Origin of the sequence: Ruminococcus albus 7 = DSM 20455, assembly GCF_000179635.2 — a bacterium.
GTDB lineage: Bacteria > Bacillota > Clostridia > Oscillospirales > Ruminococcaceae > Hominimerdicola > Hominimerdicola alba.
Map to the genome: position 1 here is coordinate 1,561,527 of NC_014833.1, position 20,907 is coordinate 1,582,433.

Consider the following 20,907-nt stretch of genomic DNA (forward strand, 5'->3'; position numbering starts at 1 on the left):
AAGGTATTTCCTATTTCTATTATAGTATATCCGAAACAGGAGTGTTTGTCAACCCATTACACATTGTGAGCGTTATCTATGTGCTTACGTATTTCTTCACGCTCTGTCATATCCAGCTTGCCGCGCCTGATAGTCATTTTTATTATTTTTTCGACTTCGCTCAGATTATTGTTTTTATACTCGTTAGTGAACTGTCCTCCCGACAGATATCCTCTGTTTTTATATATTCACGGAGATACTCTGAATAAGCTTCTGATAGGGCAGATAATAATATATGGTGGTATATGATGTGTTGAATGGATATACGTATATTGTATATAGAGCTCATATACAATTTTGTTAAGATACTACAACAACGAAAGATATATTTTGGTAATATTTCGTGAATGGCGGGGTTGACAAGCATGTATATGTCTGATATAATGTATATATCAAATATATACGCATGAAGGTGAGTACTCATTATGGATATAATTATATCAAATTCAACAGGCGAGCCTATATACGAACAGATAGTTTCACAGATAAAGGCTCAGATAATGTCAGGCGAACTGAAGGCAGGGGACGCTCTTCCTTCGATGAGAGCACTGGCGCAGGCGCTTCGCATAAGCGTGATAACCACAAAGCGTGCATACGAAGAACTTGAAAGAGACGGTTTTATCGAATCTTACACAGGCAAGGGCAGCTTTGTAAAAACGCAGAACGCGGAGCTTCTGAAAGAGGAATATCTCAGGAAAGTTGAAGCACTTCTCGGTGAAGCCTGCGATACTGCAAAGATGTGTGATATTTCTCTGGAGGAAATGATCTCCATTGTAGAAATGATATACGGAGGTAACTGATATGAACGACTATGCAAATGCAATAGAGATAAACGGGCTGACCAAAAAATATGACGGCTTCACACTGGACAAGCTTAGCTTTAATGTCCCGAAAGGGAGTATAATGGGATTTATCGGGCAGAACGGTGCGGGAAAATCCACAACGATAAATACGATACTGAATATCGTCAAAGCGGACGAGGGCAGCATTAAAGTCATGGGGCTTGACCACATCAAAGACGAGAACGAGATAAAGCGGAACATCGCAGCGGTGTTCGATGAACTGCCATTCAATGAACAGCTGAACGCTAATGATATCGACTTTATATTTCAGGACTTGTTTGAAAACTGGGATAGTGAAACTTATTTCGGATATCTGGACAGGTTCGCGCTGCCGAGAAAGAAGAAATTTGGGCAATTCTCAAAGGGGATGAAGATGAAACTGCAGATAGCTTCTGCGCTTTCACACGGGGCTAAGCTGCTGATAATGGACGAAGCCACAACAGGTCTTGACCCTGTGGTGCGTAACGAGATACTTGATATATTCCTGGAATATCTTCAGGACGAGGACAACTCTATACTGATGTCATCCCACATAACATCTGACCTTGAAAAGATAGCGGACAGTGTTACATTCATCGACAAGGGAAAGCTTCTGCTGACAGGCTACAAGGACGATATACTTGACAGTCACGGTATTCTCAAATGCACTAAGAAAGACTTTGCCGAGATAGAAAAGTCTGACTTCATCAGCGCAAGACTGACGGATTTCGGGGCTGATGTAATGGTCGCAGACCGTCGTGCCGCTGCAAAGAAGTATTCCGGCATAACGATAGACAAAACTACTCTGGAGGATATAATGCTGTTCTACGTCAGCCGCGGGAAAAAGGAGTGGAGATAATGAACAGAAGATATTTCGCCATGTTCAAACATGATGTGATACTGGCAAAGAAAACGCTGATACTGTCGGCAGTGGGATATATCTCTATGCTGATACTGTCCGTACTGGTATTTATGAGCGCGAAGTACGGCAACCTTGCTAAAAATGCGGCAAAGGATGATGTTATGCCAATATTCAGATCGATGATGATATTTATTGGTATTTCCGCTTCTATGATACCGATGTTATGCTTTGATAACAACACTCTTATCTCGGATATTAAATGCGGCTGGCAGAAATTCACCTACACTTCTCCACTATCCGTAAATGAACAGCTTAGATACAGATATGGCTTGAAAATAGCAGGGTTGCTGTTATCACACGTATTTTCAGCTATACAGATAGGAACGATAGTTATGGCTGACGGCAAGGGGCTTACAAAGACCGATGCGCTTATTACAGTATTTATATACGGGTATTTGTACATAATGGAAATGATTTCGATACCGCTTTATATAAAATTCAAAAACAGCGACAAGGCAGGAATGGCAAGTATGCTGCTTATCATGGTTCTGATGATACCTGTAGTATTCCTGTTCAAGGATAAGGGCGATAAACTTAAAGAAATATCAGAGGTCAACGGCGGCGTGATCAGATTTAACGAGATGGTCGACTTGTTGGGTATTGATTTACCACTTATCGCCGCTGCTACAGCTGTGCTTATGGCGGTATCTCATATAGTATCCTATATGTGTACCAAAAAACTGTTGGAAAAGAAGGTGTGCTGATATGCTGGGACTTATATATAAAGACTTTAAGATATATCGTAACACCTTTCTGTGCCTGCTGTGTGTGCTGCTGTTATCTAAAGGGTTCATAATGCTGCCTGTGGCTGTCGGCACTGAGGAATTCAAGGACGCTATGAACTCAATGCCTGCATTATTCGGTATGATGTGCGCAGGCGGTACGGTGATATCATTCTATATCGCAGGTATGTTCCAGGAGAGTCTTATCTCGGGAGATGAGCAGAAAAAATGGGCGTACTTCATCACTTCAACAGATGACGGCATAAAGCGCATGGTTGGCAGCAAGTATATCATAATACTGATATACTCGATGATGACTGCATTCATGTGCAGCTTTATGAACAAGCTCTGTGCCGATATCATAGGGCAGGATGCGCCCGATAACACCAATCTTATACTTTTGCTTTTCTTTGTACAGCTGATGTGCAGGGGATTCAGTGTACCGTTCTTATTCGCATTCGGTTCAAAGAAAGGCAACACGGTAAGGCTTACAGCTGTTATAACTGTGATAATAGCAGGGCTTATCTACGGGCTTTTCGGTGACCTGAGCATTATAAATCCGGAAAAGATATGGGAAATGCTGATGGATATGATGACAGACCTTTCGCAGAACTGGAAGCTGATGCTGGGACAGGCGATGTTCTTCGTGATAGTAATCGTTATGTATATAGTATCGTATAAGCTGTCTTGCAGATATTATCTGAAAGGGGTGGAGCACTATGACAAGTAATGAAAAAAAGCTGACATTAAAGCGGATAGCCATATTCATAATGCTTTGCTACATCCCCAACTATGTGCTGGAGATAGTTTTTTCAGACCACAATGGCGGAATGACCTCTGCGGCGGCAGGCTTGACGATAATGCTTTATCCTGCTATAGCTAATATCCTCACACGTATCATAACGAAAGAGGGCAAGGGCGAACACTATCTGAAAGCGCATTTCAAAAAGCACAAGGGGATATACATCGCGGCGGCTGTTTCACCGCTGATTATGGGTATCATCAATCTGCTTGTTTGCCATTTCGTATTGGACAGCCAAACCGATATGGGTGATATGCTGAACCAGAACCTGTACGGGTCGGGTTTAAGGACGCTGATACCACTCATACTTTTATCATATATGGTTTGTATACCATTCATCGTAATGGGATTTGGTGAGGAATTCGGGTGGAGGGCTTACCTTACACCTAAGCTTGAAAAGTTCATGCCGAGATTTCCTGCCTGCTGTATCACAGGCGTGATATGGGCAGTATGGCACGCGCCGCTTATATGGTACGGGTACGATTTCGGCAGGGATTACCCCGGATTCCCTTATGTGGGAGTTATCGCCATGTGTGCGGTATGCATACCCCTAAGTTATGTACTGACATGGATGACAGAGAAAACGAAGTCGGTATACCCTGCGGCTATATGTCACATGGTGATAGATAATGTGATGAACATACCGGCGCTGACGATGATATCTGAAAAGACAATAAAAGACAATTCTCTGCTTTTCGGTATACTTGCGCTGGGACTTGTGCCTGCTGCAGCAACTATAGGGATAATGATAGCTGAAAAGATCAAGTCTGAAAAAGCGGCATAAAACAAAAGTCACTTAAAAGCCAAAAGACATAGAGGTGCTATTGCAGCTTGTATCCACTTAACTTTTCTTGCGGTATCACGACTACCACCGGCAGGTCTATCGATCCGATAGACATTATAATTTGCACAAAATATTCGCAAAATATCCGAAGATTTTTAATTGTGTAAAAATTGAATTTTTTTGCCATATTGAATGACCTGAGCGGTTAGTGAAGTTTGGCATCAACAAAAAATGACCATTTTTCAGGGCTTTATGCAGATACATCATTATATGATGCGTGATAATTGGTCAACGTTGAAAAATCGGGCAAAATGTGGTATAATAATACAGTGATATTCTGATAAGCTGCGGTTGATATCAGCCGCAGCTTGTTCATGGTATGGAGATGTTAAAATGAATAAAAATATGGATATGCTTCACGGAACCATCGGTGACAAACTGATGACCTTTGCACTTCCGTTGGCTGCAACCGGTATTTTGCAGCAGCTTTTCAATGCAGCGGATATCGCGGTGGTAGGGCGCTGTGTCGGGAAAAATGCGATGGCAGCTGTGGGCAGCAACACCCCTGTAACAGCGCTGATACTCAGCCTTTTCACAGGTATCTCGATAGGTGCGAATGTCGTGATATCAACGCTTATCGGTCAGCGGAAACCAGAAAAAGTCAACAAAGCGGTACACACCGCACTGCTGTTTGCATTTGTGGGCGGTGTGATATTTGCATTGATATGTGAACTTCTGTCGCGGCAGATCCTCAGCCGTATGTCGATACCCGATGAAGTATTCAGCATGGCGCTGCTATACTTCCGTGTTTATGTGGCAGGAATGCCCGTAATACTTTTGTACGACTTTGCCTCGGCGGTATTCCGAAGTCACGGCAATACCCGCACACCGCTGATATGTCTGCTGACATCGGGTGTAATAAACGTTCTGCTTAACCTGTTTTTCGTGCTGGTGCTGGATATGACGGTCAACGGCGTGGCGCTGGCAACTGTTATATCAAACCTGATAAGTTCGGTACTGCTGATATATTTTCTCATACGTGAAAACTCGGAGATACATTTCTCTTTTAAAAAACTCGGTATCGACAAAAAGCAGCTTAGCATGATGATAAACATCGGACTGCCAGCAGGCATTCAGGGCATGGTATTCGCCATATCCAACATAATCATACAGTCCTCGATAAACAAGCTGGGCAGCGATGTTATGGCGGCATCATCTGCGGCATTCAACATCGAGATATTCGCCTACTACATACTAAATTCCTTCGGGCAGGCATGTACCACATTCGTGGGACAGAATTACGGTGCCAAGCAGCCGGATAGGTGCATAAAAGCCACAAAGATCGCGCTGGTACAGGACATGGTCATCACAGTGGTGTTTTCGATGCTGATACTTCTGGCAGGCAGACCGCTGTTACACATTTTTAACTCGAATGAAGCAGTAATATCCGTCGGCATGATACGCATTAAGTATGTACTGCTGAGCGAGGGAATAAATGTCATCATCGAGATAATGTCGGGCTGTATGCGCGGCTACGGACGTTCATTCATACCTGCGCTGATATGCACAGTCGGCATCTGCGGAGTGCGAATAACATGGGTGTACAAGGTGTTCGCTTACCACAAAACGTATGCCACACTGCTAAAAGCCTACCCACTCAGCTGGGCAGCGACCTGTGCGGCACTGGTAATAGCATACACTATACTGCGAAGAATTACGATGAAAGATTTCTTTGAGAGAAAATCAGCCTGAGTGATCACAACCAAGCCATTGTATAACAAATATAACGTTCGGCATACCTGCTATGTGTGGGTATGCTGATTTTTTTTATGGTTATTCCTCTGACACACCAAATTAAATGGTGTTATATCGGAACTTGAAATACTTGGCGGATATCCTTTCCCCGCCTGCGGCGGTGGAAGGATAACATCAACAGGATGTTCTGTTATTATTCAGCACTTTGTGGTGGTGTGCTGAATGGATACCCATGTATTTTTTACAGAAAAAGCATAAAGAAGCAGATACGGTCGGGTGCATTTGGGGGCGGTCTTTTACCCGATGTAGTATAAATTTATCGGTGCAAGATAGTTATATTTGCAAAAACTTTGTATCAATTAACAAATTATAATACTATGATTTGTTTATGCCTACAAAACTCAAAGCGTGTATACGTTTACATTTAATAAATCCATTGACTTAAATTTAATCGTGTGTTAGAGTAAATTTAATGAAACGTTTCAGAAACACAAGTAAACGATTTATCAAGAAAACCGAAAGGAAGCGAAAACAATGGTCAATATGCAGACGAATCTCAAGGCTGTGAAACGCACAGCTGCAACAATGCTGTCAGCGATGCTGCTGGCATTATCCATGCCCGCAGTCCCGGCAGATGCGGCATCAAAAGGGTTTTATGTCAGCGGTACAAGCATCAAAGATGCTAACGGAAATACCTTCGTTATGCGCGGCGTAAATATTGCACACGCATGGTACAGTTCATACACCTCGACCTCTATCAAGGGCGCAGCTGACAACGGCGCAAACACCGTAAGGGTAGTTGTTGCTGACGGCAAAAAGTGGTCAAAAACTTCAAAGAGCGACCTGCAAAGCATAGTAAACGAATGCAAAAAGAACGATCTTGTATGCATACTGGAAGTGCACGATGCCACAGGCAGCGACAGCACATCAGACCTCAAAGCAGCTGTTGATTACTGGATTGAGAACAAAAGCGTACTTCAGGGCAACGAGAAGTATGTAATACTCAACATAGCTAACGAGTGGTACGGCAGCTGGAACGGCTATTCATGGGCTGAGGGCAACAAGTCTGCTGTGAAGAGCATAAGAAATGCAGGCATTGATAACATGATAATGGTCGATTGTGCGGGCTGGGGACAGTACCCAGATTCCATCAAGGACTACGGCAAGTCGGTGTTCAATGCTGACTCGCAGAAAAACACAGTGTTCTCAATACATATGTACGAGTACGCAGGAGGAAATTCAAGCACTGTCAAAAAGAACATCGACAATGCTCTTGGAATAGGTGTGCCTGTTGTGATAGGCGAATTCGGAGGTCAGCACACTAACGGTGATGTTGATGAAGGTACTATCATGAGTTACTGCACACAGAAAAATGTCGGCTATCTCGGCTGGTCGTGGAAAGGCAACGGCTCTGACCTTTCATATCTTGATATCTCAAACAATTGGTCAGGCACTTCACTTACCTCCTGGGGCAACACTCTGATAAACGGCAGCAACGGCATAAAGAAGACCTCAAAGAAATGCTCGGTATTCACCGGAAGCAGTTCTTCATCGAACAGTTCATCGTCGGGAAATACCTCGTCATCAAGCAGCAGTTCGTCATCAAGCAGCGGTGACCCTTATGTTTCGCTGTTCTGGGGACAAAGTTCGGCAGGTGCATGGGGTCAGCCTGTATCCGTCATGACCACGAAGAACGGCGGCAGCTTTGATGCATCCAACATCAAGAAAAAAGGTTACTTCTATGTTGAATACACCAACAGCAACCGTAATCAGATAGAACTTATACTGCAAAGCTGGAGCGGCGGCAGCGGATGGGCAAAAGTACAGGCTTATGAATTCGGCAGTGCGAACGGTCACAGCTATGCCAAGTTCTCTTATAACGACTGTGTAAACGCTTTCGGTACAAGCAATTTCAGCAGTTACCTCGACCAGGTTCACGTGGGCTGTATGAAGAACTCCACCACGGTATACTCGGTTTGCTACTGCTATCCGAATTGATCTTATAAAAGCGGTTCTGTACAGAGCCGCTTTATTATGCATATAAAACGTTGTTGATACATCAGTTTTCATCAACAAGCCGCATTATGTATGCGAATGCTTGCTGTGCGGTAAAACCTTTACTACCTTGCCGCTGAGATGAGGGCTGCGTATAAGATCGGTTTCAAGGCGGTGTGATTTGATGAGAGATATTCAGGATCAGCTTGTTAGGAAGATCGGTATATCCCTGTAATACGGGGATAAATCATTTTTGTCCATTGACATTCACAATATTGAGTGGTATAATATTTGTACAGATAAGGCATTTTGTTTGCTTGAAAAAACGGTGATTTGCCTATCTGATTATTTTTAGAATAGGCGATTTAGGAGTTTGTTTATGATTGATCACATTTTTGCTTATTTGGCGGTATTGTTTTTTGTAGTTATCGGACTAGTGGCTATATTTAAGGGTATATTCGGATTTTTGCTGTATCACAAGAAAGTACAGGCAAGAGGCAAATCCGGAAAAAGATATGTCGTAACCAATGCCAGGACGAGAATCGAAAATGAATCAAGAGGTCTTTACGGAAAGCCGGATGGACATGTTTATACTAAATCAGCAGTCTTTACTTATGAAGAAAACGGAAAAGGAGTTATGGCAACAGCTGTAAATCTTTTGGGCGAAGATAACTCATATATAGTCAATAACAAGATCTACACGATAAAAGTGTCACCTTTCGATCCTCACAAGTGTTATTTTCCTGCATACCAGCTTTATCAGGGATGCAGCATTCCCGTGAAGATATTCATTTTTGTGATGAGAACATTACCACGGGCCGGCGGTCTTATGTTTATTGGAGTTGCCTGGTTTATTTATACCAGTTTTATTGTCAGATAGTATAATATAGTCGTAAATTCCGGCAAATGCGATGCATGGTTTTCGGTGCATCGTTCAAATATAATTATAATATAAGGAGATAGCATTATGGGATTTTTTGACAGCTTATTGAATGGAGCAAAGGAAATAATTGACGGCACAAAAACAGCGATCGATAAAATACAGATGGACGTGGATCAAGAAAAAAATAATACAGTGAATAATGAAAGATTCAATGCTCCGTCAGAACCGCTTCCCGCTGTTGCGGTACAAACCGGATTACGTGGATACAACGTGCAGTTCATGCTCTCAAGTGATTTTACCGAGCACGCAGGATATGTCGCTTCAACGGTTTCACTAAAATACAATCCGGAACATCTTGGCGTTCTGGAGTATGATGATGAGGGAGAGATAACTGTTTCATTACATGAGGGAATAGGCGATTTTTACGAAATCGGCGAGTGCATTGAAGAATATATTTCAAGCGGAACATTATCAGGTGCAGAACTATTTGAAGCTTTCCCTGACGGAATATATAAGTTCAAAGCTAGAATTTCCGCATCGGACTATATGATGTATTTTTATGTTTTAAGAAGTAATGCTTCCGACCCTTGTGATCACGATATTTTATTATTGTTTTACCCGGCTGATGTTCATAATACTAATTTAGAGAAAAAATTGGTATATTGTTTTGATGAAGCCGCAAGAACGTTAACTATTCAACCATAATAAAAAAAGAGTATATTGGTGTACCTGAAAACCAAATAATCAGATAAGAATACAAAGCGTCTGACACAGCCTTTCGGTGAGTGTCTGACGCTTTTTTAGAAAAGTATGATTATATTTGTGATGTCGGAACAGTATATGCTTTAAAGGCAGAGTTCAGGCAGATCAAAGCGGTCATGTTGAGCAGGCTTCCCACGCCGTAAGCCAGGATATCTTCCCACGCAAAGCCGGTGCCGATTAAAATTGCAGGCAGACTTCCGCGGGCGAAACCGAGGACTTTATAAAGCTCAAAATACTGTGACACTTCAACTGCGCAGGCAAAGATGAAGAGTATCAGCGGGAGGGTGCGCGGAAACTTATCGGTGAATATGCGCACGAAGAAGTACATTGTGGGCATAACGAGAACGTCTCCGATGTATGCGCGGATAAATCCTTTGGCGTACAAGCCTATCAGTATCTCGGTGATGAGCATGACGGCGAAGAGCGCAGTGTATATAAGCTTAAGTTTCGTAGTATGTTTCATAGTTTTCTCCTTAATCAATGTAGTTTAAATGTACCCGGTATTTATCTTCATACGGCTCTATCCTTATATGGATGATTCCGGTTGCGTACTTGTTGTATTTGTAATCATCTCCGCTTGAGGGATCAGCTTTTTCGATATCGCACGTTATGTTGTTTTTCAGAAATACTTCCGGATCATTGACTTCAACGATAAGCTCGCTGTCTATAACGCATAGAAAGCTTCTGTCACAGTAGCTCACAAGTTTAACGTCATCGGTGAGGTCGAGGTTGAATTCCTCGCTTACTTTCTCACGGTCGATAAAAAAGTGGTAGGTGTGCGGCGAGAAAATAAATAGTATCGCCAGGTAGCCCAACAACGGAAGCCATACAATCAGAATAACGATCCAGATCCACAGGTTGCTTTTTTGGGATCTTTGGTCCATATCATCAACGTCAAGTCTGCTGTCAGTATTCGGGAAAGCATCGGTGATCATATTTTTTTCCATATAAGATAAACTCCCATAAAATATTATTGTGACATCATTATATCACATAAGAAACTGTTTGTCAATAGAAAATTATCGAAAAACAATAACTTTTTATTAAACATCAGAAAATTTAGCAGAGGCTTCGTCTTCGATCCGAGATCTGTATAAAAGTGTATTGGCATAGAAAGATCATATAAGCTTCTTTATCGTTTATTTTATATAGTATCTTCCGATTGTTTCATTCATCAAAAAAACCAATAATGTAGGATGTTTATTTTTAAATCAGCAATATTAATTATTTAAATTTTTTGTTGAAACTATTGCATTTTTCTTGAAAACGTGATATATTATTGGTGGTGAGTTTACACAATATTCTAATTGTCAATAATATGCATATATCTGCTTCGTTATTGACGATTTGCACAATTAGGGTTTATTATAGGGTAAATATAATGAAAGAAGGATGAATGAAATGAAAAGATGTGTACTCAATGTAATGTCCGCTGCTGCAGCGGTAATACTTGCTTGTTCTGCGGTTACTCCTGCGGTCACCGCTTTTGCTGAGAATTCCTCAGGCAGTGCGCAGGTGTATGAATTTGAAAACGGCAGGACTTCGGGCGGCAAGATATTTGCCAATGGTACAGAAGGTCTTAAACGCGGCGGAGATTGGAGCGATGATACCGACCTTTCAAATTTCTCGGGAAAGGGTTTCTCATATCTTGATCAGAAGGGAACTACTGTCAGTGTCGAGGTTGAGGTCCCTGCGGATGGTCTGTATCAGCTTACTTTCTGCTACTGCCAGCCCAGCGACAGAAACAAGAAGGTGCAGTATCTCAATGTAAACGGTGTCAACCAGGGGGAGGTCAGCTTCCCTTATAATGAATCGTTTGCAGAGACATCGGGCGGTATCGTCCTGCTGAATAAGGGTAAGAATACCATTGAGCTCGAAGGCTACTGGGGCTACACCTATTTTGATTATCTAAAGATAGCACCTGCGCCTGAGCATATATCAAAGCTTAGCCCGACTGCCGAGCTTTCAAACCCCAATGCTTCTGATTCTGCTAAGCGGCTTTACAGCTATCTCCGTGACCAGTATGGTAAGCATATAATCGCGGGTCAGCAGGAATACTGCGGTTCACATAACTACAATTCATGGAACAGCCCTGATGTATTCATAAAGGACAATGAAGCTGAATTTGAGTATATCCTCGATAAGACAGGCAAGCAGCCTGCTATACGCGGAATAGACCTGCTGGCATACAACACTACATCTTCATGGCGTGACAATGCTCCCGAGCGTGCTATCGAGTGGACGAACAAGTATCACGGCATCGCTACCCTGACATGGCACTGGAACGTTCCTTGTGAAAAGGGAAGTACAGAAACTGCTTTCTATGTTAAGTCTGCAAGTGCTACATACACTACTTTCAGCATAACCAATGCCCTTGAAGAAGGCACATGGGAGAATGAAGTGCTGATGGCTGATATAGAACTTATCGCAGGTGAGCTTAAAAAGCTAAAGGATGCTGATGTGCCTGTTATATGGCGACCTCTGCATGAGGCTGAGGGCGGCTGGTTCTGGTGGGGCGCTGAGGGTCCAGAGGCTTGCAAAAAGCTGTACCGTCTGCTCTATGACCAGCTTACCAATGTATATGGTCTTGACAACCTTATCTGGGAATGGACAGGTTATACCTTCCCGACTTCATCAGCATGGTATCCCGGTGATGATGTGGTGGATATCATAGGATATGATAAATATAACGCCAAGGACGGCCTGCCTAACCTCAGTTCGATATCAGCTACTTTCTACAGCCTTGTACAGAGTACGGACGGTCAGAAAATGGTTGCCATGTCGGAAAACGATTCAATACCATCTATTGAGAATCTGAAGAATGAAAGGGCATACTGGCTGTACTTCTGCCCCTGGTATATGAATTACCTTACAAGTGAGCAGAACAATCCTGTGGATAATCTTATTGATGTATACAACAGTGAGTACTGCATAACTCTTGATGAGCTGCCTGACCTGAAGAACTATCCGATATCCGGTGGAGAGGTAACTAAGGCAAAAGTCGTTTACGGTGATGCAAACTGTGACGGAAAGGTAAATATATCTGATTTAGTGCTTGTAAAACAGCATCTTGCTTCGCCAAAAAAATATACTCTCACTGCGCAGGGCAAAGCTAATGCTGATGTAGATAACACAGGTGACGGCATAACTGCTTCTGATGCGATCAAGATACAGAAGTATGTTGCTGGCATCATCAAATCATTAGGTGTCTGATATTCATCATCGATATACCGGATACAGACCGATGATCAGATCATTGTATTTTCATGGTACGGCCGGTGATTAAAACGGGCCTCAGCCGTGTTACAGAGGGGGATAATATCCTGTATTAACACGGCTGGATCATCAGGCGTTCGCGGTGACGTGAACATGATCTGAGAAATGGTCCATGTTCCGGGATATGGCTGTTGATTACAGAATAAAATTTTATGGAGGTATTATCATGAAATTGAAAACCAGGCTGATCTCAGCCGCGGCAGGTGCGGTACTCGCGCTTAGCCAGACTGCTGCCATGATCCCGTCTGTACACGCTGCAGGCGAGCTCAAGGAAGCTATCGAAAATTCATCCGGTGTTCGATACGACTTTGCAAGAGCATTACAGTATTCCATGTATTTCTACGATGCGAATATGTGCGGCGATGACGTTGAAGGAAACAACCGGTTTGAATGGAGAGGCAATTGTCACACCTATGATTCAAAAGTTCCGCTCCACCCAATCGAGGACTGGGAAGGCGTGAACCTGACAGAATCACAGATCAAGAAGTACAAGAGCCTTCTTGATCCTGACGGCGACGGCTATGTTGATGTTGCAGGCGGTTATCACGATGCGGGTGACCATGTTAAATTCGGTATGCCTGAAAACTATGCTGCTTCAACTGTGGGCTGGGGTTACTATGAGTTCCGTGATTCTTACATCAAGATAGGTGAGCAGGATCACATTGAGACCATACTCCGTCATTTCAATGATTATCTTATGAAGTGTACATTCCTTGATAAGAACGGTGATGTTGTACTTCACTGCTATCAGGTAGGCGACGGTGACCTGGATCACAAGTACTGGAATTCTCCCGAGATGGACGAAATGGCAAGATCTGCATTCTTCCTGACACCAGAGAAGCCTCAGACTGACTATGCAGCATCTGCTGCAGCTTCCCTTGCTATCAACTATCTGAACTTCAAGGACACTGACAAGACCTATGCTCAGAAGAGCCTTAAATACGCAAAGGCACTCTTCAAGTTCGCTATGGATAATCCTAAGGATCTTTCCGATAACGGCGACGGTCCTAAGGGCTATTACAGATCCAGCAAATGGGAAGACGACTACTGCTGGGCTGCTGCTTGGCTCTACAAGATAACTGGCGATCATATGTATCTCGAAGAGATCTACCCCAACTACGACTTCTATGCAGCACCCTGCTATGTTCACTGCTGGAATGACGTATGGGGCGGCGTACAGTGTATACTCGGTGAGATATGCAGAGATACTCCTTACACCAAGGGCGAATACGTTTATCCCGATTTCATTGAGGAATTCAAAAAAGCTGCAAACAAGAGTCCCTATGAGCAGATGAACTGCTGGGAGTCTGTTGAGAAGGCTATAAATACTTATATGACAGGCGGCGTAGGTAAGGTAACTCCTCAGGGTTACTGGTGGCTGGATACCTGGGGCAGTGCACGTTATAACACTGCTGCACAGCTGGAAGCACTGGTATACACCAAGTACAACGGTGATAAGCCAAACAAGTACAGCGACTGGGCTAAGAGCCAGATGGAATACATCATGGGCAACAATGATATCACCTATCTTGAGCGTATTGAGGAAAACAATGCAGCTGAGAAGAACGGTGAGCCTAAGCCATGGAGCGATGACGAACTCCACGGCAGCAGAAGCTTCATAGTAGGTTTCGATGAGAATTCTGTACAGTATCCTCACCACAGAGCAAGTTCAGGTCTTACCAAGTGTGAAGATCCCGATCCCCAGAGATATGTTCTCTTTGGCGCACTTGCAGGCGGTCCCGATAATCAGGATCGTCACAACGATATAACCAAGGACTGGATATACAACGAAGTTACTATCGACTACAACGCAGCTTTCGTAGGCGCAAGCGCAGGTCTTTACAAGTACTACGGCACTTCCAAGATGGCTCCTACAAAGAACTTCCCGCCCAAGCCCACATTCTCGGGTACAAACGGCGGTTCTACAAGCAACGAATGCTGGGTAACTGCCTGCGGTATCGACGATCTGCATTCTGACGGTGCAGGCGTTACAAAAATATCCCTTTATGTAATGACTGCTTCCACCAAGAAGGTCGAGGATCTTTCGGTACGTTACTACTTCAGCACAAAGGGTATGAAAGACCCCAACAATATCAAGGTTTCCGAGCTTTACGATCAGGCTGCTGTTGAAGCTGCTCCCGCTAATGGTACTATCAGCGGTCCCTACAAGTATGACAAGATGAACGATATGTACTATGCTGAGATAAAGTGGGATGATTACAACATCGCAAACTCCGGAAAGAAGTATCAGTTCACTGTTGGTCTGTATTACGGCGATATGTGGGATCCTACCGATGACCCCAGCTACAAGGATCTGAAGATCTATGAGGTAGACGATGCTTTCTTCGCTACAGGTACTGAGGTAAAGACCGAGAATATCTGCGTATACAGCGGCGATAAGCTTGTTGGCGGTATTGAGCCTGACGGATCAAAACCTGAATTTGAATCCGAATCCGAGAACAGCAGTGCTCCTGCAACATACGGTGATGCAAACTGTGACGGAAAGGTTGATATGGCAGATGCTGTACTTATGGCTCAGTATCTCAAGTATCCCAAGAAGTATCCTATCACTGCAGCAGGTCTGAAGAATGCTGACTGTGTTGATTCTGACGGCATAAACACTCTGGATGTACGTGCTGTTCAGCTGGTAGCAGTAAAGGCTCTCTCTCAGAAGAGTCTTCCTTCTACAAAATCAAAGATCAATTCTATTGGCAAATAATAGGTTAAGGGGTGCTGTATTATGCAGCGCCCCTTTATCATATCCGTATAAAAAAGCCATAGGCGAAGAATTCTTGTCTTCACCTATGGCTTTTGATTTTATGATCATGAAAATCGTTTATCAGCCGATCTTTTCAACGGTATAACCCATTTTTTCAAGGAGATTATCAACGCCGTTCTCGCCGGAGTAATGACCTGCACCTACCATGAACAGGCAGTTCTTGCCTTCCTTGAGATACTCGGAAGCCTTATCAGCCATGTACTTGTTGCGGTCATCGAGCATGACCTTCATATAAGCCTCGTGGTCATCCAGAAGATCCTTTGGCAGTTCCTCAAGATCTACATCGTCATCGAGAGGTATCTCACCGTCGCCGTTAGCCCATTTCTCAAAGAGCTCGCTGTATTCCTCAGCGAAACCTTTTATATCGTCCATATCATTAAGCATATCGCTAATAGCATAATCAGCGTATTCATCAGAATAAGCAGTGAGAGCATCTGTCTGCATGGACAGTTCTTCGATACTGATAACTTCCTTGCCGTCTGCCTGTGCCTTGGTGATGAAATATACATCAGTTCCCGACAGCTCAACATTTTCAAGTCTGAGGAGCATAACGGTAGTCAGCTGGTTTATCCAGTAGCCTGTCTTGTACTGATCAAGCATTTTTGTGTTTGCACCTATGCTTGTGAAGTAATCCTTTGCCTTGTTATATGTTTCCTCGGAGAGGTGATCCTTAGCGGAGGTCCCGTCAGAATAAACCATGCCGTTAACATACTCCATCTGAGCGTTGACATCGTTCTGAAGGGCAGTTACATCATACTCTACTGCGATAGAATCACAGCTGTTGTAGATATCCATAAGATCTGCAGGATAATCTGATACTTCGGAGGGAAGTACGTGTATAGTACCTAAGAGGTACATAGAGTTTCCGCTTTTGGGATCTGTCACCTTCCACAGGGGAGGATCTATCTCCTTGGTTTTGATGAATTCGTTGATGTCAGCTGTAGAACCAAAAGAATTCTCGCCTGCAGGAGCAGTTTCATCACTGGTGGTAACTGCTGTTTCATCAGCGGTAGTTACTGCTGTTTCTTCATCACTTGTAACGGTAGTGTCGGCAGCTGATGATACTGTATCAGCCTTGCTTGAAGAATCGTCATCCTTCTTTCCGCATGAAGCGCATGAAAATGCCATTACTATAGCAAGCGCTGCGATAAGTATTTTCTTTTCCATGTTTTTATTTTCCTTTCCTGATAACTGTATACTTTTTGATAATATAAAATTAACTTAATGATTATACACTTATCGCGCTAAAATGTCAATATATATTAATCTGATTTCACCCATCAAACACAATGTTTGTAAAAATCGTCCTTAAAAAACTGAGTTGGCATCTGAATTTTGTAAATCTTTTCCTGAGGCATGATGTGCATAATGATATAACAGTCAATGTGCTATATTATTATTATTGCAGGCATATCTGTATATGATGAGAGTATGGTAATTTGTTTGGTTTGCATAGTTAAGAATGATGCACTTTGTTTAGCTTTTTTTAGTCAGTTAATCCAGGTGGTTAATATTTTTCATTTATTGTGCTGTTTTGACCAAAAATTGCACTGATGTCTTAAATATCATTGACACTTATACTAAGGTGTGGTATAATAAACTTAAATATTTGAGGGAGGTTATCCACCATGAATGGAAATTTAGTAAAAAAGCTGGCTGCTTATGCACTTTGCCTGACTATGGCATCTTCCATGATACCGGGTGCTGCATTTACAGCTACAGCTGAATCAGCAAGCCCTGCTTTCTCGACTGATTTCGAGGACGGAAACGTTTCGATGTTCTCAAAGCGCGGTGACAGCGATACTTCTGTTATCAAGGTCGTTGAGGACTCCGCTGCACCCAGCGGCAGCAAGGTAATGTCTGTAACAGGCAGAAGCAAGAGCTGGAACGGTCCTTCGATAGCACTGGAGGGTATACTTGAACCTTACGTTAAGTATGACATCACCGTTAAGGTAAAGGCACAGTGGTATAACACTGTCTGCATCTCGATGCAGCATACGCCCGCAGGCTCAGACTCGCCCCAGTACACTAACCTCGCAAAAGCCGTTTCACAGGGCGATTATGTTGAGCTGAGCGCCAGCTTCTCCTACGGCTCGGACGAAAAAGATGTTTCGCTGTATATTGAAACAACAGGCGATGCAAACGATCTGTACATAGACGATCTTACCATATGTGAGTCGCCCAACAATCTTGATCTGACTGCACCTTCACTTAAAAATGTTTACGGCGATATGTTCAAATTCGGCACTGCTACCACTGTTTCCGAACTTGCACCAAAGTCTACAAAGGCACTTATCAAAAAGCATTTCAACAGCCTTACAGCAGGCAACGAGCTGAAGCCTGACAGCGTTCTCGACCAACAGGCTTGCCTAGCACTGGCGGCATCGGGCGATGACGAAAACCCGCAGGTAACTCTTGACGCTGCAAAGCCCATACTCGACTTTGCCCGCGATAACAATATCCCCATGAGAGGTCACGTCCTGGTATGGCACCAGCAGACTCCTATCTGGTTCTTCAAAGAAAACTATGATGCCAACGGCGAGTGGGTATCTAAGGAAAAGATGCTCAGACGTATGGAAAACTACATCAAGAACGTTTTCACCGCAGTAAAGAAAGAATATCCCGATGTTGACTTCTATGCGTGGGACGTTGTGAACGAGTGCTTCACCGATGCGGGTGCGCCCAGAAATCCCGGCGTTCCTGATTCTTCCAACGGTTATCAGTCATCTCCGTGGGTGCAGATCTTCGGTGACAACTCATTCATCAAGCCTGCATTCATATACGCTAAGAAGTATGCTCCCTCAGGCTGCAAGCTCTACTACAATGACTATAACGAGTATATGCAGAAGAGCGATGCTATCGTAAAACTGTGCCAGGATATCAATTCCAGCGGTCACTACATCGACGGCATCGGTATGCAGTCGCATCTGAACGTTACCAACAACGGCGGTTCTGATCCGTTCCCGAGCGTAAGTATGTACAGACAGGCACTTGACAAGTTCAGCAAGACCGGTCTTGATATACAGATCACAGAGCTGGATGCTACTGTAAACAACAAGAGGTTCGATCTCCAGGCTAAGTACTACAGCGACATCATGGATGCTATAGTTGATTACAAGGACTATGTTTCTGCGGTTGTTGTTTGGGGTACTACTGATGACCTCAGCTGGAGAGCTGACCGTGATCCGCTGTTGTTCAACCAGGATTACTCGGTAAAGCCTTGCTTTGAGTCTATCGTTGACGGTATCGAGTATACCGAAACTGAAAACGAAAATGAAAATGATCCCGATCCTGTTGATACTTATCCTACAAATGTTAAGGCAAATTACAGTACAAAGTATCACCAGATACAGTTCGTATGGGACAAGGTCAAGGGCGCTGACAAGTACGGTATCGCTGTATATCTGGCAGGCAAGTGGAGAGTTCAGACCACTAACATCACAAATAACAGCTATGTAACTCCCAAGAACCTGACTCCCGGCATGACCTATAAGGTTGCAGTTGCTGCAAGAGTTAACGGTAAGTGGGATACTACTAACGCTATCAAGAACGCTATCACTGTTACTGTTCAGTAATATTATTTCACAGACCTATAACGGCAGTTCCTTCGGGAACTGCCGTTTTTGTTCGGATTTAAACATACTAATATGATAGAATTAATATGTTATTTACATCGCGGTTCTTGAAATGTTCACCAAATGGAGATATTATTATAATGAGGTGAAGTATATGGAAGAAACTGTCATAAATAATATAACGCCGCAAGCGTTTCTTTCGGTGGCAAAGAGCGGTGTAACTATAGTTGATATACGTGAAAGGGATGAGGTTATCACAAACCCTGTTGCAGGGGCTGTGAATATACCATTTTCTGAGATCTCAAAACGGCTTTCGGAACTTGACAAGGCAAAACCTGTTTATGTTCTGTGCAGGACAGGGGAGCTTAGCGGGGAGGTCACTGAGATACTTTCTGACCGCGGATATGAGGCATTTAATATCGAGGGCGGATATGAAGCTGTAAGTGAGTACATCAAAAATGCACCGCCGGCTGTTCTTGATCTTAAAGGTATACGATGTCCCGGTCCTGTTGTAAGGACGGCGGAGATACTTAGTGATATGCAGTTCGGTCAGCGTGTGCTGATAACTTCTGATGAAAGTGCTTTTTCTTCCGATATAGCTGTATGGTGCGAAAGAACAGGGAATACCCTTATAAACCTTGAAAACAGGGGAGGGGAGATAAGTGCCCTGATAGAGAGAAACTATGCGGCAAAGCAGAACGCAGAGCGTCCTGACGGAAAGACCTTCGTACTGTTCAGCGGAGATCTTGATAAAACGATAGCTGCATTCATTATGGCTAATGCGGCAGCTTCAATGGGAAGAAAGGTCACACTGTTTTTTACTTTCTGGGGGCTGAATATACTGCGCCGCCATGAAAAAGTGAAGGTCAGGAAGAATATAATAGAGAAGATGTTCGGCTTAATGATGCCGAGAGGTACGAAGCGGTTGGGATTGTCGCGGATGAATATGGGCGGCATGGGTGCTAAGATGATACGCGGCATCATGAAAAGCAAGGGTGTGGATACTCTTGAGGGATTGATGGAGTCTGCGAAAAAGCAGGGGGTACGTCTGGTGGCTTGTCAGATGTCAATGGATATAATGGGTATAAGGCAGGAGGAGCTTATTGACGGCGTAGAACTTGGCGGCGCTGCGACTTTCATAGGCTCGGGAGAGCAGAGCGATATGAGTTTGTTCATATAAGTAAAGGTGGGGAAAGTATGATAACAAGAAATGAAGCATTTGAACTTCTGAAAAAATACAACAAGGATCATTTTCATTTGCAGCACGCACTGACGGTCGAGGCTGTTATGAAGTGGTATGCAAATGAACTGGGATACGGTGATGAAGCCGAATATTGGGGCATTACGGGACTTCTGCATGATATCGACTTTGAGATATATCCTGAGGAACACTGTATAAAAGCTCCCGAACTTCTGCGTGAAGGCGGTGTGAGCGAGGATATCATCCATGCAGTATGTTCACACGGATATGGCATAACCGTGGGCTGTGGTGTTACTATCGAAGTAGAGCCTATACATGAAATGGAAAAGGTACTGTTTGCTGCTGATGAGCTGACAGGCCTTATAGGTGCGGCTGCTCTTATGCGCCCTTCTAGGAGTACCAAGGATATGGAGCTGAAGTCGTTGAAAAAGAAGTATAAGAGTAAGGGATTCGCTGCAGGCTGTTCCAGGGATGTGATCGAGCGCGGTGCCGACCAGTTGGGCTGGGAGCTTGACAAGCTGCTGATCTTGACCCTTCAGGCGATGGCTGATACAGAAGACGAGATAAACAGAAAGATGGAGGAGCTTTGAT

At 43.6% G+C, this 20,907-nt stretch carries 17 protein-coding genes; 14 read left to right on the top strand and 3 right to left on the bottom strand.

Going from position 1 to position 20,907, the window contains the following annotated elements:
* The first annotated feature begins 464 nt into the window (after window positions 1–464).
* From RUMAL_RS06910 to RUMAL_RS06950, 9 genes are all read left to right on the top strand, one after another.
* Entirely contained in the window at window positions 465–839 is a 375-nt protein-coding gene (locus RUMAL_RS06910) for a GntR family transcriptional regulator (protein WP_013498040.1), read from the top strand.
* Window position 840: 1 nt separating this feature from the next.
* A complete protein-coding gene (locus RUMAL_RS06915) occupies window positions 841–1,719 on the top strand; it encodes an ABC transporter ATP-binding protein (RefSeq protein WP_013498041.1) in 879 nt (292 codons plus the stop codon).
* The gene (locus RUMAL_RS06920) at window positions 1,719–2,486 is read left to right on the top strand and encodes an ABC-2 transporter permease (protein ID WP_013498042.1); all 768 of its coding nucleotides are present in this window, start codon (window positions 1,719–1,721) and stop codon (window positions 2,484–2,486) included. The genes RUMAL_RS06915 and RUMAL_RS06920 overlap by 1 nt, the downstream gene beginning before the upstream one ends.
* Window position 2,487: 1 nt before the next feature.
* A complete protein-coding gene (locus RUMAL_RS06925) occupies window positions 2,488–3,234 on the top strand; it encodes an ABC-2 transporter permease (protein WP_013498043.1) in 747 nt (248 codons plus the stop codon).
* The gene (locus RUMAL_RS06930; protein WP_013498044.1) at window positions 3,224–4,090 is read left to right on the top strand and encodes a CPBP family intramembrane glutamic endopeptidase; all 867 of its coding nucleotides are present in this window, start codon (window positions 3,224–3,226) and stop codon (window positions 4,088–4,090) included. The genes RUMAL_RS06925 and RUMAL_RS06930 overlap by 11 nt, the downstream gene beginning before the upstream one ends.
* Before the next feature lie 393 nt (window positions 4,091–4,483).
* Entirely contained in the window at window positions 4,484–5,842 is a 1,359-nt protein-coding gene (locus RUMAL_RS06935) for an MATE family efflux transporter (RefSeq protein WP_013498045.1), read from the top strand.
* A gap of 537 nt (window positions 5,843–6,379) precedes the next feature.
* Window positions 6,380–7,843: a cellulase family glycosylhydrolase gene (locus RUMAL_RS06940; RefSeq protein WP_013498046.1), complete on the top strand. Its 1,464-nt coding sequence runs from the start codon at window positions 6,380–6,382 to the stop codon at window positions 7,841–7,843.
* Between the two features lie 376 nt (window positions 7,844–8,219).
* On the top strand, window positions 8,220–8,720 hold the full coding sequence (locus RUMAL_RS06945; protein WP_013498047.1) for a hypothetical protein: 501 nt from the start codon (window positions 8,220–8,222) through the stop codon (window positions 8,718–8,720).
* Between the two features lie 87 nt (window positions 8,721–8,807).
* Complete coding sequence (locus tag RUMAL_RS06950; RefSeq protein ID WP_013498048.1) at window positions 8,808–9,428, top strand: hypothetical protein; 621 nt, start codon at window positions 8,808–8,810, stop codon at window positions 9,426–9,428.
* Between the two features lie 109 nt (window positions 9,429–9,537).
* Here the strand turns inward: RUMAL_RS06950 and RUMAL_RS06955 are convergent, their stop codons facing one another.
* Together RUMAL_RS06955 and RUMAL_RS06960 are read right to left on the bottom strand one after the other, a co-directional pair.
* A complete protein-coding gene (locus RUMAL_RS06955; RefSeq protein WP_013498049.1) occupies window positions 9,538–9,948 on the bottom strand; it encodes a ribosomal maturation YjgA family protein in 411 nt (136 codons plus the stop codon).
* A gap of 10 nt (window positions 9,949–9,958) precedes the next feature.
* Window positions 9,959–10,432 carry a hypothetical protein gene (locus tag RUMAL_RS06960; protein WP_013498050.1) on the bottom strand — a complete coding sequence of 158 codons (474 nt, stop codon included), beginning with the start codon at window positions 10,430–10,432 and terminating at the stop codon, window positions 9,959–9,961.
* A 454-nt stretch (window positions 10,433–10,886) separates the two neighbouring features.
* On the opposite strand from RUMAL_RS06960, the gene RUMAL_RS06965 reads away from it, so the two are divergent.
* Together RUMAL_RS06965 and RUMAL_RS06970 are read left to right on the top strand one after the other, a co-directional pair.
* Window positions 10,887–12,698 carry a glycosyl hydrolase gene (locus tag RUMAL_RS06965; RefSeq protein ID WP_013498051.1) on the top strand — a complete coding sequence of 604 codons (1,812 nt, stop codon included), beginning with the start codon at window positions 10,887–10,889 and terminating at the stop codon, window positions 12,696–12,698.
* Between the two features lie 229 nt (window positions 12,699–12,927).
* Window positions 12,928–15,480 (top strand): glycoside hydrolase family 9 protein, encoded by a 2,553-nt coding sequence (locus tag RUMAL_RS06970; protein WP_013498052.1) that lies wholly within the window; start codon window positions 12,928–12,930, stop codon window positions 15,478–15,480.
* 120 nt (window positions 15,481–15,600) lie between these two features.
* Here the strand turns inward: RUMAL_RS06970 and RUMAL_RS06975 are convergent, their stop codons facing one another.
* Window positions 15,601–16,707: a TraB/GumN family protein gene (locus tag RUMAL_RS06975; protein ID WP_013498053.1), complete on the bottom strand. Its 1,107-nt coding sequence runs from the start codon at window positions 16,705–16,707 to the stop codon at window positions 15,601–15,603.
* 461 nt (window positions 16,708–17,168) lie between these two features.
* Here RUMAL_RS06975 and RUMAL_RS06980 point away from each other — a divergent pair, with 461 nt between their 5' ends.
* The 3 genes from RUMAL_RS06980 (at window position 17,169) to RUMAL_RS06990 (ending at window position 20,906) form a co-directional block, all read left to right on the top strand.
* Window positions 17,169–19,115 (top strand): endo-1,4-beta-xylanase, encoded by a 1,947-nt coding sequence (locus RUMAL_RS06980; RefSeq protein WP_013498054.1) that lies wholly within the window; start codon window positions 17,169–17,171, stop codon window positions 19,113–19,115.
* A gap of 154 nt (window positions 19,116–19,269) precedes the next feature.
* Complete coding sequence (locus RUMAL_RS06985; protein ID WP_013498055.1) at window positions 19,270–20,295, top strand: DsrE/DsrF/DrsH-like family protein; 1,026 nt, start codon at window positions 19,270–19,272, stop codon at window positions 20,293–20,295.
* Window positions 20,296–20,312: 17 nt separating this feature from the next.
* Window positions 20,313–20,906 (top strand): HD domain-containing protein, encoded by a 594-nt coding sequence (locus RUMAL_RS06990; protein WP_013498056.1) that lies wholly within the window; start codon window positions 20,313–20,315, stop codon window positions 20,904–20,906.
* Window position 20,907 lies beyond the last annotated feature (1 nt).

Bases quoted from the DNA above. Each gene is read 5' to 3' on its own strand.
- RUMAL_RS06910 (WP_013498040.1), top strand. From the start codon at position 465: ATGGATATAATTATATCAAATTCAACAGGCGAGCCTATATACGAACAG.
- RUMAL_RS06915 (WP_013498041.1), top strand. From the start codon at position 841: ATGAACGACTATGCAAATGCAATAGAGATAAACGGGCTGACCAAAAAA.
- RUMAL_RS06920 (WP_013498042.1), top strand. From the start codon at position 1,719: ATGAACAGAAGATATTTCGCCATGTTCAAACATGATGTGATACTGGCA.
- RUMAL_RS06925 (WP_013498043.1), top strand. From the start codon at position 2,488: ATGCTGGGACTTATATATAAAGACTTTAAGATATATCGTAACACCTTT.
- RUMAL_RS06930 (WP_013498044.1), top strand. From the start codon at position 3,224: ATGACAAGTAATGAAAAAAAGCTGACATTAAAGCGGATAGCCATATTC.
- RUMAL_RS06935 (WP_013498045.1), top strand. From the start codon at position 4,484: ATGAATAAAAATATGGATATGCTTCACGGAACCATCGGTGACAAACTG.
- RUMAL_RS06940 (WP_013498046.1), top strand. From the start codon at position 6,380: ATGGTCAATATGCAGACGAATCTCAAGGCTGTGAAACGCACAGCTGCA.
- RUMAL_RS06945 (WP_013498047.1), top strand. From the start codon at position 8,220: ATGATTGATCACATTTTTGCTTATTTGGCGGTATTGTTTTTTGTAGTT.
- RUMAL_RS06950 (WP_013498048.1), top strand. From the start codon at position 8,808: ATGGGATTTTTTGACAGCTTATTGAATGGAGCAAAGGAAATAATTGAC.
- RUMAL_RS06955 (WP_013498049.1), bottom strand. From the start codon at position 9,948: ATGAAACATACTACGAAACTTAAGCTTATATACACTGCGCTCTTCGCC.
- RUMAL_RS06960 (WP_013498050.1), bottom strand. From the start codon at position 10,432: ATGGAAAAAAATATGATCACCGATGCTTTCCCGAATACTGACAGCAGA.
- RUMAL_RS06965 (WP_013498051.1), top strand. From the start codon at position 10,887: ATGAAAAGATGTGTACTCAATGTAATGTCCGCTGCTGCAGCGGTAATA.
- RUMAL_RS06970 (WP_013498052.1), top strand. From the start codon at position 12,928: ATGAAATTGAAAACCAGGCTGATCTCAGCCGCGGCAGGTGCGGTACTC.
- RUMAL_RS06975 (WP_013498053.1), bottom strand. From the start codon at position 16,707: ATGGAAAAGAAAATACTTATCGCAGCGCTTGCTATAGTAATGGCATTT.
- RUMAL_RS06980 (WP_013498054.1), top strand. From the start codon at position 17,169: ATGAATGGAAATTTAGTAAAAAAGCTGGCTGCTTATGCACTTTGCCTG.
- RUMAL_RS06985 (WP_013498055.1), top strand. From the start codon at position 19,270: ATGGAAGAAACTGTCATAAATAATATAACGCCGCAAGCGTTTCTTTCG.
- RUMAL_RS06990 (WP_013498056.1), top strand. From the start codon at position 20,313: ATGATAACAAGAAATGAAGCATTTGAACTTCTGAAAAAATACAACAAG.